The sequence below is a fragment of the Flavobacterium ammonificans genome (genome assembly GCF_020885975.1).
Taxonomy (GTDB): Bacteria; Bacteroidota; Bacteroidia; order Flavobacteriales; family Flavobacteriaceae; genus Flavobacterium; species Flavobacterium ammonificans.
Genome location: NZ_AP025183.1, coordinates 2,219,226 through 2,233,671, shown reverse-complemented (window position 1 = coordinate 2,233,671; position 14,446 = coordinate 2,219,226). Strand labels below are relative to the sequence as shown.

Sequence of the window (14,446 nt, the reverse complement as noted above, 5' to 3'; positions counted from 1 at the left end):
AAGATTAATTAATTTTTAGTAATAATGCAGAATAAAGGCCTCATTAAATTTTTCGCAATTCTATTTGCATTGGTAAGTATTTACCAACTTTCTTTCACTTTCATAGCTAACTCAGTAGCTAGCGATGCTAAAGCTTTTGCAGGTGGAAATCCTGAAAAAGAGTTAAAATATTTGGATTCGATTGGTAAAGAAAAAGTATTAAATCTTGGATTTTCTGATTTTACTTATAACGAGGTAAAAGATAAGCAAATCAATAAAGGTCTTGACTTAGAAGGAGGAATCAACGTGATTCTTCAGGTTTCTGTTAAAGACATTTTGAAAGGTTTATCTAATTATTCTAAAAACCCAGTTTTCAATAAATCGTTAGATGATGCTACGGCTAATCAAAAAGGGAATCAAACCTATATTGATGCTTTTTTTGAAGCTTTTGAAGCTAACTCAAATGGAACCGTAAAATTAGCTTCTCCTGATATTTTTGCTAACAGAAATTTACAAGGTGAGGGTGGAGTAGATTTCCAAATGACGGATGCTCAAGTAAAAAAGGTAATCAAAAGAAAAGTTGATGAATCTGTTGAAAGTGCTTTTGGAGTATTAAGAAAACGTATAGACAAATTCGGAGTAACACAACCTAATATTCAAAAGTTAGGAGAGTCTGGAAGAATCTTAGTTGAATTGCCAGGTGCTAAAGATGTTGATAGAATTAAAAAATTATTACAAAGTACTGCTCAATTAGAGTTTTGGGAAACCTATAAAATTGAAGAAATTGGAAACTTTTTAATGGCTGCAAATGAGTCATTGAAGAAAACCGAAATCAACAAAACGGCTCCTCAAAAAGTGGTTAAGGATTCATTAAGTGCTTTATTGGCTGATACTAAAGATGCTGATGCTACTAAAAAAGGAAACAATCCTTTATTAGATAAAATTATTGCACAAGGTGGTGGACCAGTTTTAGGATTATTTGCTCCAAAAGATACCGCTACTGTTGGTGAGTATTTGAGAAGAGCTGATATTAGAATTTTATTAGCAGGTGACCAACGTTATGCTAAATTTGTTTGGGGAAAACCAACTAAAATTAAGGATGCAAAATCAAAAGAAATTGATGCGGTTGAATTGTATGCTTTAAAAGGAAATAGAGATAACATTGCTGCAATGAGTGGTGGTGTAGTAACTGATGCAAGTGATACTTTTGACCAACTTGGAAAACCAGCCGTTTCCATGCAAATGAATGGTAAAGGAGCAAAAGCTTGGGAAGAATTAACAGGTAGAGCTTACACTCAAAAAAGCAATATTGCTATTGTTTTGGATAACGTTGTATATTCTGCTCCAGGAGTTTCTAGCGGACCAATTGCAGGAGGAAGATCAGAAATTTCGGGTGATTTTGATGTTACTGAAACAAAAGATTTAGCTAATGTTTTAAAAGCAGGTAAATTACCAGCTTCTGCAGATATCATTCAATCTGAAGTGGTTGGACCATCTTTAGGACAAGCAGCTATTGATGCGGGTACAACATCCTCTATTGTTGGATTTATATTAGTTTGCTTTTGGATGGTGTTTTATTACGGTAGAGCAGGTTGGTATGCTAATTTAGCTTTGTTCTTAAACTTGTTATTCTTATTCGGAATTATGGCTAGTTTTGGTTTTGTTTTGACCTTGCCAGGTATTGCGGGTATCGTTTTAACATTAGGTACTGCGGTTGATGCAAATATCATCATATACGAAAGAGCCAAAGAAGAATTGCGAGAAGGAAAATCATTAACGGATACAGTAATTGCTTCTTATGGATGGAAAGGTGCTATGAGATCAATAATTGATGCTAACGTTACTCACATTTTAACTGGAGCGATCTTATTTATTTTTGGAACAGGATTGATTAAAGGTTTTGCCTTAACTTTATTAATTGGTATTGTAACTTCATTATTTACTTCGATTTTTATTGCTAGAATTTTTATTGATAGAAATGTTAGTACTGTAAATAATTTAACGTTTTCAACTTCTATCACAAAAAATTGGTTTACCAATTTTAACTTTGACTACATACGTATTAAGAAAGTAACTTATGTTATTTCATCTATCGTTGTTATTGTAAGTTTAATTTCAATTTTCTTTGTGAATGGATTGGATCAAGGAACTGATTTTGTTGGAGGTAGAACATTCCAAGTTAAATTTGAAAAACCAATTGATGCTTCTGTAGTAGCAGAAGAATTATCAAAAGAGTTTGGAACAACAGTCGAGGCTAAGATTTTCGGATCTGATAATCAATTGAAATTGACTACCAAATATAAAATTACTGAAGAAGGTCTTGATGTAGATAAAGAAGTAAACGAGAAATTGTATGCTGGATTGAAAAAATACTATAATGGTATTACTTACGATCAATTCATTAATTCATACGATGGAAAAAAAGTAGGAGTTTTACAAGCTTCTAAGGTAGGTGCTTCTATTTCTGAAGATATCAAAACAAATTCGTATTGGGCCGTAATTGGTGCAATGGCAGTTATATTCTTATACTTGATGATCTCTTTCCGTAAGTGGCAGTATTCATTGGGAGCAATTGCTGCAGTAGCGCACGACGTAATTTTTGTTTTAGGAATTTACTCTTTATGTTATAAGTTTATGCCTTTCCATATGGAAATGGACCAACATTTTATTGCAGCTATTCTTACTGTAATTGGGTACTCTATGAATGATACTGTAATTGTATTTGATAGAATTAGAGAGTTTATTTTAGGTAAACGTAAAGGTACTTTTGAAGAAATCGTTAATGCTTCTATTAACACTACTTTATCTAGAACATTAAATACTTCATTATTAATGATTATTGTATTATTGACGATGTTCATATTTGGAGGAGAATCAATTAGAGGATTTATCTTTGCGATGTTAATAGGTATTTTTGTTGGAACTTATTCTTCACTATTTATTGCAACTCCTGTTTTAGTAGATACAATTTCTAGAGAAGAGAAAAACCAAATTGAAAAAAATCATAAATAAGCATAAATAATTGTTCTATAAATTATAAGGGGGATTCGACAAATGTTGAATCCCCTTTTTTTATCAATTTAATTTGGAATGCAAAAATTGATTATTTTTGATAAAACTAATTCTCAAAAAATGAAAAAAGTATTTATAACTATGTTAGTATCTTCGACAATTGTATCAGTTAGTCAAGCTCAAATAAATTATCCTCAAACCAAGAAAACTGATAAAGTTGATTCCTATTTTGAAACTAAAGTATCCGACCCTTATCGTTGGTTAGAAGACGATCGTTCTCTTGAAACGGCTGATTGGGTAAAAGCCCAAAATCAAGTGACATTTGGATATCTTGCCACTATTCCTTTTAGAGATGCGATTAAGCAACGTATGGAAAAATTATGGAACTATGAAAAGGTTTCAGCACCATTCAAAGAAGGAAAGTACACCTACTATTATAAAAATAATGGATTACAAAACCAGTCCGTTCTGTATCGAAAAGATGCTTCTGGTAAAGAAGAACTGTTTTTGGATCCTAATACGTTTTCCAAAGATGCTACAACTTCATTGGCTGATATTAGTTTTTCGAAAGACGGTTCGCTTTGTGCCTATTCCATTTCTGAGGCAGGAAGTGATTGGAGAAAAGTAATTTTCATTAATGCAGAAACTAAGCAAAGCATTGGCGACAAATTAATAGATGTTAAGTTCAGTGGTTTATCTTGGAAAGGAAATGAAGGAGTCTATTATTCAAGTTACGATAAACCGAAAGGAAGTGAATTGTCAGCAAAGACTGACCAACATAAATTGTATTTTCATAAATTAGGGACTAATCAATCAGAAGATATATTAGTTTTTGGCGACAAAGAGAAAAGACGCTATGTTGGAGGTACTGTTTCAGAAGACAATCATTATTTGTTTATTTCAGCTGCTAATTCCACTTCAGGAAATGAATTATATCTAAAAGATCTAACTCAACCCAATAGCGAAATTAAATCGATCCATTCTGGTTTTGAGTACGATGTAGACGTTTTGGATAGTAAAGGTTCAAAGTTGTTTATTGTAACCAATTTTCAAGCGCCAAATAAGCGCGTTGTTACTGTTGATGTTGCTAATCCGTCTCCAGCCAATTGGAAAGACTGTATAGCCGAAACAGACCAAGTATTATCCCCTTCAACGGGTGCAGGATTTATTTTTGCTAATTATATGAAAGATGCCGTTTCGGTAGTTAAACAATTTGATTACAATGGAAAATTAGTGCGCGAAATCCAATTGCCTGGATTGGGAACGGCTTCTGGGTTTAGCGGTAAGAGTGAGGACGAAGCATTGTATTTTTCGTTTACCAATTATGTAACTCCAAATACAACCTATAAATTTTTGCCTCTTGAAGGAAAGTCTTCGATTTACGTGCAACCAAAAGTAGATTTCATCAGTGATAATTATATTTCTAAACAAGTGTTTTATTCTTCAAAAGATGGAACTAAAGTACCTATGATTATTACCTACAAAAAGGGGACTGAATTAACAGCCAAAAATCCAACTATTTTATACGCTTACGGAGGATTCAATGTGAGTTTAACTCCTTCTTTTAGTATAGCCAATGCGGTCTGGTTAGAAATGGGCGGAATCTATGCAGTAGCCAATTTAAGAGGCGGCGGAGAATACGGTAAAAAATGGCACGATGCGGGGACCAAAATGCAAAAGCAAAACGTTTTTGATGATTTCATTGCAGCTGCAGAATATTTAATTGCAGAAAAATACACATCATCTGACTATTTAGCGATTAAAGGGGGTTCTAACGGAGGTTTATTGGTTGGAGCTACAATGACGCAACGCCCAGATTTAATTAAGGTAGCATTACCCGCTGTTGGCGTAATGGATATGTTGCGTTACCATACTTTTACAGCTGGTGCTGGTTGGGCTTACGATTATGGAACTGCTGACGATTCTAAAGCGATGTTTGAGTATATCAAAGGCTATTCTCCAGTGCATAATGTGAAATCAGGAGTGAAGTATCCTGCAACAATGGTTACCACAGGAGATCACGATGATAGAGTAGTGCCAGCGCATAGTTTTAAATTTGCTGCAGAATTACAGGCTAAACAATCAGGTGTTAATCCAGTGTTAATCCGAATTGAAACCAATGCGGGTCACGGTGCAGGAAAACCAGTTTCTAAAACTATTGAAGAAGCAGCTGATTTGCAAGCCTTCACTTTATATAATATGGGAGTGAAAACATTGCCAATGAAATAAAAGTAACTTTATAATAATAAAAAAGGCTGTTCGTAATAATGGACAGCCTTTTTTGTATTAATTAAGAGCAGATTATAAATATATGTTACTCTTTCATTGATTTTGATGTAAAAACAAAATAGATTCCAATCAAAATAAAAGGAATACTCAACCATTGTCCAGTTGATAAAAGACCTAAAGCACTTTCAAAACCTCCTTGACTTTCTTTAACGGATTCGACTACAATTCGAACAGAAAATAATAATATCAAAAACAATCCGAATAGGTAACCTGATTTCTTACGCGCTTCCGTTTTCCAATACAAGAAAAACAAAATGGCAAAGACAAAAATATAACAGAAGGCTTCGTACAATTGTGTTGGATGTTTAGCAGGAACTTGTTCTAAAAGGGTGGTAAATTTTGGGTCGGTTGCAATGGCTTTATACGCTTCGCTAGGGTCTGCAATTTGAGTAGCATTAACCGCATCTCTTGGACTAAAATAATCTCGGATGAATTTAATTCCAAAAGACGAAGATGTTGTTTCACCAATAATTTCTGAGTTGAAGAAGTTTCCCAAACGCACAAAAATTGCCCCACTCGCTACTGGAACAACTATACGATCTAAAATCCATAATTGTGGTCTTTGAAGAATGTTTTTGCTGTAAAAATACATCGCTAATATAATTCCGATAGCTGCGCCATGACTTGCTAAGCCTGTAAATCCTGTAAAATGAAAACTAGGCTCAAATCGAACAGGTAAAAAGATTTCTAATAAATTGTTTCTGAAGTATTCCCAGTCGTAAAACAAAACATGTCCTAAACGAGCACCAGCTAATGTAGCCAGCACCATCCAGATGAATAATGAATCTAGTTTTTCAATAGATTCTCCTTCACGAACGAAAATATGTTTCATAATGTACCAGCCCAATCCAAAGGCAATTACAAACATTAAGCTGTAATAGCGAATCATGAAAAAGCCTAAATCAATTCCTTCTGATGGATTCCAAACAATGGCTAAAGTCTGTGTCATTTTGTGTATTTATTTAGTGTAAAAATAAAGTTTTAATTGAATTTATAATTTGTGATGGCATTTTTTGGGAGGAACCGGATCATAACCACTTCCGCCCCAAGGATGGCAACTCAGAATGCGTTTAGTTCCTAAAAATAAGCCGTAAACTAAACCATGTGTTTTCAATGCTTCTAGCATATACGAAGAACAGGTGGGTTCAAATCGGCAAGCAGCCGGTGTAAACGGAGAAATTGCCACTTGGTAAAAGCGCACCAACATCAAAAAAGGAAAAATGAGAATCTTAGATACCATAATTATATTTTTGAATGAGTTGCAAAAACGGGAATTCGATTACAAACTAAAAGTGGTTCCTTCTTTACCGTCTTTCAATTGTATCCCTAAAGCCAATAATTGATCTCTAATTTGGTCAGATAAAGCAAAGTTTTTATTCTCTCTGGCTTGCTTACGCATTTCGATAAGTAAGTTTACTGTACCCTCTAATTTGTCGTTGTTTCCGTCGTTTATTTTCTCATCTTCTAAGCCTAAAACCTCAAAAACAAAACCGTTCATTGCGGTAGTAAATGTTTTCAAATCTTCGGCAGTCAAGCTTTCTTTACCTTCTTTTAGTACATTCACAAAACGAACGCCTTCAAACAATTGCGCAATTAAAATAGGCGTATTAAAATCGTCGTTCATGGCATCATAGCACAATTGCTTCCACTCGGCAATATTTAATGTGCTTTGAGCAGCTGCAGTAATCGATTCTAAACTACTCATCGCTTCTATCAAACGTTTGTATCCTTTTTCAGCTGCTACAATAGCATCATCTGAGAAATCCAAAATACTTCTGTAATGGGCTTGCAACATAAAGAAACGCGTCACTGATGCTGAAAATGCCTTGCTCAAAATCGTATTTTCACCCGTCAAAATCTCTCTTGGTAAAATATTATTTCCAGTCGATTTTGCCATTTTTTTGCCATTCAGCGTCAACATATTGGCATGAAGCCAATAATTCACAGGTGTTTGACCTGTACAAGCTTCATTTTGTGCAATTTCACATTCGTGATGTGGGAATTTCAAATCCATTCCGCCACCGTGAATATCAAAATGATTTCCCAAATACTTGGTACTCATTGCTGTACATTCCAGGTGCCAACCCGGAAAACCATCGCTCCAAGGCGAAGGCCAACGCATAATATGTTGTGGTTCGGCTTTTTTCCATAAAGCAAAATCTTGCGGATTTCGTTTATCCGATTGCCCGTCTAAATCACGGGTATTGGCTAACATATCTTCAATATTTCTGCCACTCAAACGCCCGTAATGATTCGTTTCGTTAAATTTTACAACATCAAAATATACCGATCCATTGGCTTCATAACCAATTCCAGTGTCAATAATTTTTTTTATGATTTCGATTTGTTCAATAATATGCCCCGTAGCCGTAGGTTCAATACTTGGCGGTAAGAAATTAAAAGCACTTAAAATTTCATGAAAATCCACGGTGTAGCGTTGCACTACTTCCATCGGTTCTAATTGTTCCAAACGCGCTTTTTTGGCAATTTTATCTTCGCCTTCATCCACATCGTCCACAATATGCCCTACATCGGTAATGTTGCGCACATAACGCACCTTGTAGTCCAAATGTTGGAAATACCTAAAAATCACATCAAACGACATAAAAGTTCTCAAGTTTCCTAAATGCACATTACTGTACACCGTAGGGCCGCAAACATACATCCCAACATTTCCTTCATGAATAGGCGTAAAGATTTCTTTTTCCCCCGAAAGAGAATTGTATATTTTCAGTTGTTGACTTTTATATAATGGCATTTTTATTTTTTTAGGAGCTGTTTACTTTGTCAGTTCGCTTTGCTCGTGTCCTGCTATCCGCTGTATCTTTTTCTGTAGCCTTCGAGTGCCTCAGGCTACCTAAAAAAGGATGCCGCTGCTATCAGTGCTAGGCGTTTACAGTATAATAGACTATTTAGAACTTCGTTTCTAATTTGATGTAATCCAAAAATTCTCTTTTCGTTTGGGCTTCTTTGAATTTACCTCCAAATTCAGAAGTTACAGTACTACTTTCAATATCACCAATTCCTCTTGAATTCACACACAAATGTTTAGCATCAATTACACAAGCTACATCTTCTGTTCCTAAGGCAATTTGCATTTCTTGAACAATTTGCATTGTTAAACGCTCTTGAACTTGAGGTCTTTTTGCATAATATTCTACAATTCGGTTCATTTTAGACAAGCCAATAACGGTACCATTTGAAATGTATGCTACATGTGCTCTTCCAATGATAGGCAATAAATGGTGCTCACAAGTAGAATAGACAGTAATGTTTTTTTCTACTAGCATTTCACCATATTTGTAATTATTTTCAAACGTGGAAGCTTTAGGTTTTTTAGATGGGTTCAGTCCGGCAAAAATCTCTTTTACAAACATTTTAGCCACTCGGTTAGGAGTACCTTTCATGCTGTCATCAGTTAAATCCATTCCTAAAGTAGTTAAGATGTTTTCAACGTCTTTTTTAATTCGTTCGATTTTTTCGTCGTCAGCAATAGCAAAAGCATCATCCCTTACTGGGTTTTTTGCATTGGTACTAATATGATTGTTTCCTATTTCGTCTTGAAATTCTTCGTTGTTTATCATTAAAGCTTCTGTTATGTATAGTATAAATTTTGAGCGGTAAAGATAATTAATAATATGCAAAAAAAGGAAGCCCTTTTCGGATTTAATCATTGTTTGCACTAAAAGTAAAAAGCAACACTTTTTGAGTATTGCTTAAGTTTATATTTTATAGTCAATTAATTTGTTTATAGGGCTTTTCTTCTCCCGTTATAAGCCGGTATCGCTTCTTTCAACACCGCTACAGCACGAATTAAATCTTCTTTTTTCAATACGTAGGCAATACGCACTTGGTTCAATCCCATTCCAGGTGTAGAGTAAAATCCACCAGCTGGGGCTACCATAACGGTTTCGCCATTCAAGTCATAACTTTCTAATAGCCATTGCGCAAAATCATCCGTATTGTCCACGGGTAATTCGGCAATGCAATAAAAAGCTGCTTTAGGAGTACTTACTTTTACCCCTTCAATTTTATTTAATTCGGATACAAGCGTATCTCTACGATCACGGTATTCTGAAATCACTTCATCAAAATAACTTTTAGGAGTGTCAATAGCAGCCTCGCAAGCAATTTGAGCAATAGTTGGCGGGCAAAGTCGCGCTTGTGCAAACTTCATAGCAGCTGCAATTACGTCTTTATTTTTGGTTACCATACAACCAATTCGAGCCCCACACATACTATAACGTTTCGAAACCGAATCAATCATAATAACGTTCTGTTCTACCCCTTTTAAATTCATTACTGAGTAATGGATGTCGTCCCCGTAAATGAATTCGCGGTACACTTCATCGGCAATTAAAAACAAATCGTGTTTTTTTGCTAATTCCCCTAATTGTAGAATTTCCGATTCCGAATACAAATAACCGGTTGGGTTGTTCGGATTACAAATCAAAATAGCTTTAGATTTTGGTGTAATTAATTTTTCAAAATCAGCAATAGAAGGCAATTCAAATCCCGTTTCAAATCCCGAATTAACTGGAACTACTTTAGCAGCAGATTCAGCAGCAAAAGCACTGTAATTTGCATAAAATGGCTCAGGAATAATTAACTCGTCTTCAGGGTCCATGATACTTCCTAAAGCAAATAATAAGGCTTCAGAACCACCAGTAGTGATTAAAATATCTTCGGTATTTACGTTTACGTTTTGGTTGGTATAGAATTGGGCTAATTTTTTTCGGTAACTTTCATAACCAGCAGAAGGACCGTATTCTATAATATCGAGTTGTATATTTTTGATAGCATTAATGGCTATTTCAGGACTTTTAATATCAGGTTGACCAATATTTAAATGATAGACTTTGTGTCCTTTTTCTTTGGCTAAATCAGCAAAAGGAGCCAATTTTCGAATTGGCGACTCAGGCATGGAATTTCCTCGGGTGGATAGTTTCGGCATGTGTTAACTCTTGAATTGCAAATTTGCACTTTTTTTCTGTAATTTCTGTATATTATTAGTTGTAAATGCGCATAAAAATAGATAAAAATGTTACATTTTTAGGTATTTATTGATAAAATGGAATCTTTTTAAATTCTTATTTTTAATTAAAATCAAATTTCATTTTTTTTACCACATAGAAACATAGATTGATTCTTCTATAAAGAAAGGGATAGATGTTTCACTATTCACATAGCTATGTGGATAATAGCACTATTTCTATCCTGTTCAATGCATTAAAACTATGCTTCTATGTGGTTAAAGCCTAAAAATAGAAAACGCCTTTTGAAGTCAAAAGGCGTTTTCTATATGAATAGGGTAGTATATTTTATTCTGTAATTTCTCCTTTTATTTTTAAAGCAATCCTGCCTCCTTCATAGTTAGTAGCATTGGTTTCTACAGTTATTGTTTTACGGATAGGCCCTACAGCCATATTGTATTTTACTTCAATTTTTCCTTTTTGTCCAGGAGCAATAGGCTGTGTGGGTTTTTGGGAAATAGTAAATCCAGAAGTGGAAAGAACGTCTATGATAACTAAAGGCGCATCACCAGTATTAGTGAATTGAAAACTACGAATTCCGGAATCGGTAGTTTTATTCACTTTACCATAATCAATAGTATTGTCTTTGGCTGAAAATTCAATTTTAGCAGATTGTGAAAAGCTAATATTGCTAAACAAGGTGAATAAAAGGAGGGCGATAATTTTTTGCATCGTAATGTATTTAATAGTTTAGTAAAGTTAGTTTGTTTTATTTACACTACAAATTTTTATTTCGCTTTTTATAGTGTACTTAATTATTTACTTTTGTTGCTTGTTTGTCTCACAAAATGTAGGCAAAATACAAAGCGTTATTTTTGAATTGGATATATAAGTCACAAACTTTAAATGAACGCTACATAACGATTAAACGAATTTACTATACAATGACAATTCCTGCACAATTCGACGCCAAAACCATTGAACAAAAGTGGTACGACTACTGGATGAAAAATAATTATTTTCATTCAGAACCTGACCACAGAACGCCTTACACGATTGTAATTCCGCCACCTAATGTAACTGGAGTGTTGCATATGGGACATATGTTGAACAATACGATTCAAGATGTATTGATTCGTAGAGCGCGTTTGAAAGGGTTCAATGCGTGTTGGGTACCAGGAACAGATCATGCTTCTATTGCTACCGAAGCGAAAGTAGTTGCCAAACTAAAAGCCGAAGGAATCAATAAAAACGATTTGACGCGTGAGGAATTTTTAGCGCACGCTTGGGAGTGGACCGACAAATACGGTGGGGTGATTTTGGACCAATTGAAAAAATTGGGTGCTTCTTGTGATTGGGAACGCACTAAATTTACGATGGATCCCGATATGTCGGCATCTGTAATTCGTTCGTTTGTGGATTTGTACAACAAAGGCTTGATTTATCGCGGTTACCGTATGGTCAACTGGGATCCAGAAGCAAAAACGACCTTGTCTGACGAAGAAGTAATTTATGAAGAACAACAAGGAAAATTGTATTTCCTAAACTATAAAATTGAAGGAAGTAATGATTTCTTGACGGTGGCTACAACACGTCCAGAAACTATTTTTGGAGATACTGCGATCTGTATTAACCCGAACGATGAACGTTTTGCTCATTTGAAAGGTAAAAAAGCGATTGTGCCAATTTGCGGTAGAATTATTCCAATTATTGAAGACGAATACGTAGATGTAGAATTTGGTACTGGTTGTTTGAAAGTGACACCTGCTCACGATATGAACGACAAGACCTTAGGCGAAAAACATAATTTAGAAATTATTGATATTTTCAATGAAGATGCAACATTAAATAGCTTTGGTTTGCATTACCAAGGACAAGATCGTTTTGTTGTTCGTGAGGCAATTGCCAAAGAATTAGAAACGGTTGGTGCTTTAGCTAAAACCGAAACACACTTGAATAAAGTAGGAACTTCGGAACGTACTAAAGCAGTAATTGAGCCTCGTTTGTCGGACCAATGGTTCTTGAAAATGGAGGATTTGGTAAAACCAGCCATCAAAGCGGTTTTAGAAGATGACGAAATTAAATTGCATCCAAAACGTTTTGATAATACCTATGCACATTGGTTAAACAATATTCGCGATTGGAATATATCCCGTCAATTGTGGTGGGGACAACAAATTCCAGCCTATTATTATGGCGACGGAAAAGAAGATTTTGTAGTTGCCGAAACAATAGAAGACGCTTTGGTTCTAGCAAAACAACGAACCAACAATCAACAACTGACAACTGATAACCTAACTCAAGACATTGATGCTTTAGATACTTGGTTTTCTTCTTGGCTTTGGCCAATGGCGGTTTTTGGAGGAATAATGGATCCTGAAAACAAAGATTTTAACTACTATTATCCAACGAATGATTTGGTGACCGGACCAGATATTTTGTTTTTCTGGGTGGCGCGAATGATTATCGCAGGTTATGAATACACGGGTAAAAAACCATTTACAAATGTATATTTAACCGGTTTGGTTCGCGACAAACAACGACGTAAAATGTCTAAATCATTAGGAAATTCTCCTGATCCTTTAGATTTGATTGAAAAATTTGGTGCTGATGGTGTTCGTGTAGGCTTGTTGTTGAGTGCTTCGGCAGGAAACGACATTATGTTTGACGAAGAATTGTGTAACCAAGGAAAAGCCTTTACCAATAAAATTTGGAATGCGTTCAAACTGATTAAAGGTTGGGAAGTGTCAGATACAATTCCGCAACCCCAATCGTCTAAAGTAGCCATTGAATGGTATGAAGCTAAATTGCAACAAACCCTTTTAGAGATTGAAGATAATTTTGAAAAATACAGAATTTCAGATGCTTTAATGGGTATTTATAAATTGGTTTGGGATGATTTCTGTTCTTGGTTTTTGGAAATGATTAAACCAGCGTACCAACAACCTATTGATAGTATTACTTTGGCGAAAGCCATTGAAATGTTGGAAAACAACTTGAAATTATTGCACCCGTTCATGCCGTTCTTAACGGAAGAAATTTGGCAGTTATTGGCTGAAAGAACCAAAGAAGAAGCGTTAATTGTTTCGACTTGGCCAACAATGAAGTCATTCAACGCGAGTTTGATTGCTGATTTTGATAACACTATCGAAGTGATTTCAGGTATCAGAACCATTCGTAAAGACAAGAATATTCCGTTCAAAGATACGATTGAGTTGAAGGTGGTGAATAACGATAAAGCTTCGACTTATTTTGATTCGGTTGTAAGTAAATTAGGTAACATAACGGCATTGGATTATGTGTCCGATAAAGTGGATGGTGCTTTGTCTTTCCGAGTGAAATCGAATGAATACTTTATTCCAATTACAGGAAATATCAATGTAGAAGAAGAAATTGCTAAATTGACTGAAGAGTTAAATTATACCAAAGGTTTCTTGAAATCTGTTCAAGGGAAATTATCGAATGAAAAATTTGTGGCAGGTGCTCCAGATAAAGTAATCGAAATGGAACGCAAGAAAGAAGCAGATGCTTTGGCAAAAATTGCAACGATTGAACAAAGTTTGGCAGGATTGAAATAATCTATAAATTCATAAAAAAATCCCGTTCCAAATTTACAACGGGATTTTTTTTGAATTAAATATAAACTAACCCAATAAAAACAAGAAAAGTAAAGGGAAAATAATTCCAGCAACGGCTAATTTCCATCCCCGTTGTTTCCAACTGAACTTTCCGGCTTTGACCATAATAGTTCCAGTTAAAGCAATCGTTATTAAGCTTATGGCAAATATATCCGAATAGTAAATCCAAAAGTTTGAGGTGTTCTTATGTAACTTCATGGTTTGACTTATGATTGGTGTTTTCAAAAACGAAATAATTTCTCCTTTACCCGTTTTTAAGTCAATTTCTACGTCTTGGTTTTCAAAAGACATTCTGAATTCTCCTTTTTTAACCATTTGGCGTTTTAATTTTCCTTCGATGCCTAATTTTTTGGCTAATTCCTCAGCATATTTTTCATTTATTTCGCTTTTAGCAGGTAATTGTACTTCAATAGCTTTGGTTTCCAAAGTGTATTTTTCTGGATGCCATACATCACGGTGATTCATTAATAATCCAGAAAAGGCAAAGGATACAATCAATCCAATATAAAAATACCCTAAATCTCTGTGTAAGTCTCTCCAATTAATTTTTTTCAT

10 protein-coding genes are annotated in these 14,446 nt (G+C 34.9%); 3 read left to right on the top strand and 7 right to left on the bottom strand.

Annotation, left to right across the window (positions count from 1 at the left end; all coding sequences use genetic code 11):
- Positions 1–24 precede the first annotated feature (24 nt).
- Together secDF and LPC23_RS10090 are read left to right on the top strand one after the other, a co-directional pair.
- On the top strand, positions 25–2,991 hold the full coding sequence (gene secDF, locus LPC23_RS10095) for a protein translocase subunit SecDF (protein ID WP_229330019.1): 2,967 nt from the start codon (positions 25–27) through the stop codon (positions 2,989–2,991).
- A 120-nt stretch (positions 2,992–3,111) separates the two neighbouring features.
- Complete coding sequence (locus LPC23_RS10090; protein WP_229330018.1) at positions 3,112–5,220, top strand: prolyl oligopeptidase family serine peptidase; 2,109 nt, start codon at positions 3,112–3,114, stop codon at positions 5,218–5,220.
- Between the two features lie 85 nt (positions 5,221–5,305).
- Here the strand turns inward: LPC23_RS10090 and lgt are convergent, their stop codons facing one another.
- The 6 genes from lgt to LPC23_RS10060 form a co-directional block, all read right to left on the bottom strand.
- On the bottom strand, positions 5,306–6,229 hold the full coding sequence (gene lgt / locus LPC23_RS10085; protein ID WP_229330015.1) for a prolipoprotein diacylglyceryl transferase: 924 nt from the start codon (positions 6,227–6,229) through the stop codon (positions 5,306–5,308).
- Between the two features lie 42 nt (positions 6,230–6,271).
- Complete coding sequence (gene yidD, locus LPC23_RS10080; protein ID WP_229330013.1) at positions 6,272–6,520, bottom strand: membrane protein insertion efficiency factor YidD; 249 nt, start codon at positions 6,518–6,520, stop codon at positions 6,272–6,274.
- Positions 6,521–6,559: 39 nt separating this feature from the next.
- Positions 6,560–8,038 (bottom strand): cysteine--tRNA ligase, encoded by a 1,479-nt coding sequence (cysS, locus tag LPC23_RS10075; protein ID WP_229330011.1) that lies wholly within the window; start codon positions 8,036–8,038, stop codon positions 6,560–6,562.
- A 154-nt stretch (positions 8,039–8,192) separates the two neighbouring features.
- Entirely contained in the window at positions 8,193–8,864 is a 672-nt protein-coding gene (gene folE / locus LPC23_RS10070; protein WP_229330009.1) for a GTP cyclohydrolase I FolE, read from the bottom strand.
- Between the two features lie 164 nt (positions 8,865–9,028).
- Positions 9,029–10,234 carry a pyridoxal phosphate-dependent aminotransferase gene (locus LPC23_RS10065; RefSeq protein WP_229330007.1) on the bottom strand — a complete coding sequence of 402 codons (1,206 nt, stop codon included), beginning with the start codon at positions 10,232–10,234 and terminating at the stop codon, positions 9,029–9,031.
- A gap of 367 nt (positions 10,235–10,601) precedes the next feature.
- Positions 10,602–10,985 (bottom strand): DUF1573 domain-containing protein, encoded by a 384-nt coding sequence (locus LPC23_RS10060; RefSeq protein WP_229330005.1) that lies wholly within the window; start codon positions 10,983–10,985, stop codon positions 10,602–10,604.
- Positions 10,986–11,197: 212 nt separating this feature from the next.
- On the opposite strand from LPC23_RS10060, the gene LPC23_RS10055 reads away from it, so the two are divergent.
- Positions 11,198–13,831, top strand: a complete 2,634-nt coding sequence (locus LPC23_RS10055; protein WP_229330003.1) for a valine--tRNA ligase — start codon at positions 11,198–11,200, stop codon at positions 13,829–13,831.
- 66 nt (positions 13,832–13,897) lie between these two features.
- Here the strand turns inward: LPC23_RS10055 and LPC23_RS10050 are convergent, their stop codons facing one another.
- Entirely contained in the window at positions 13,898–14,446 is a 549-nt protein-coding gene (locus tag LPC23_RS10050; RefSeq protein ID WP_229330002.1) for a PepSY-associated TM helix domain-containing protein, read from the bottom strand.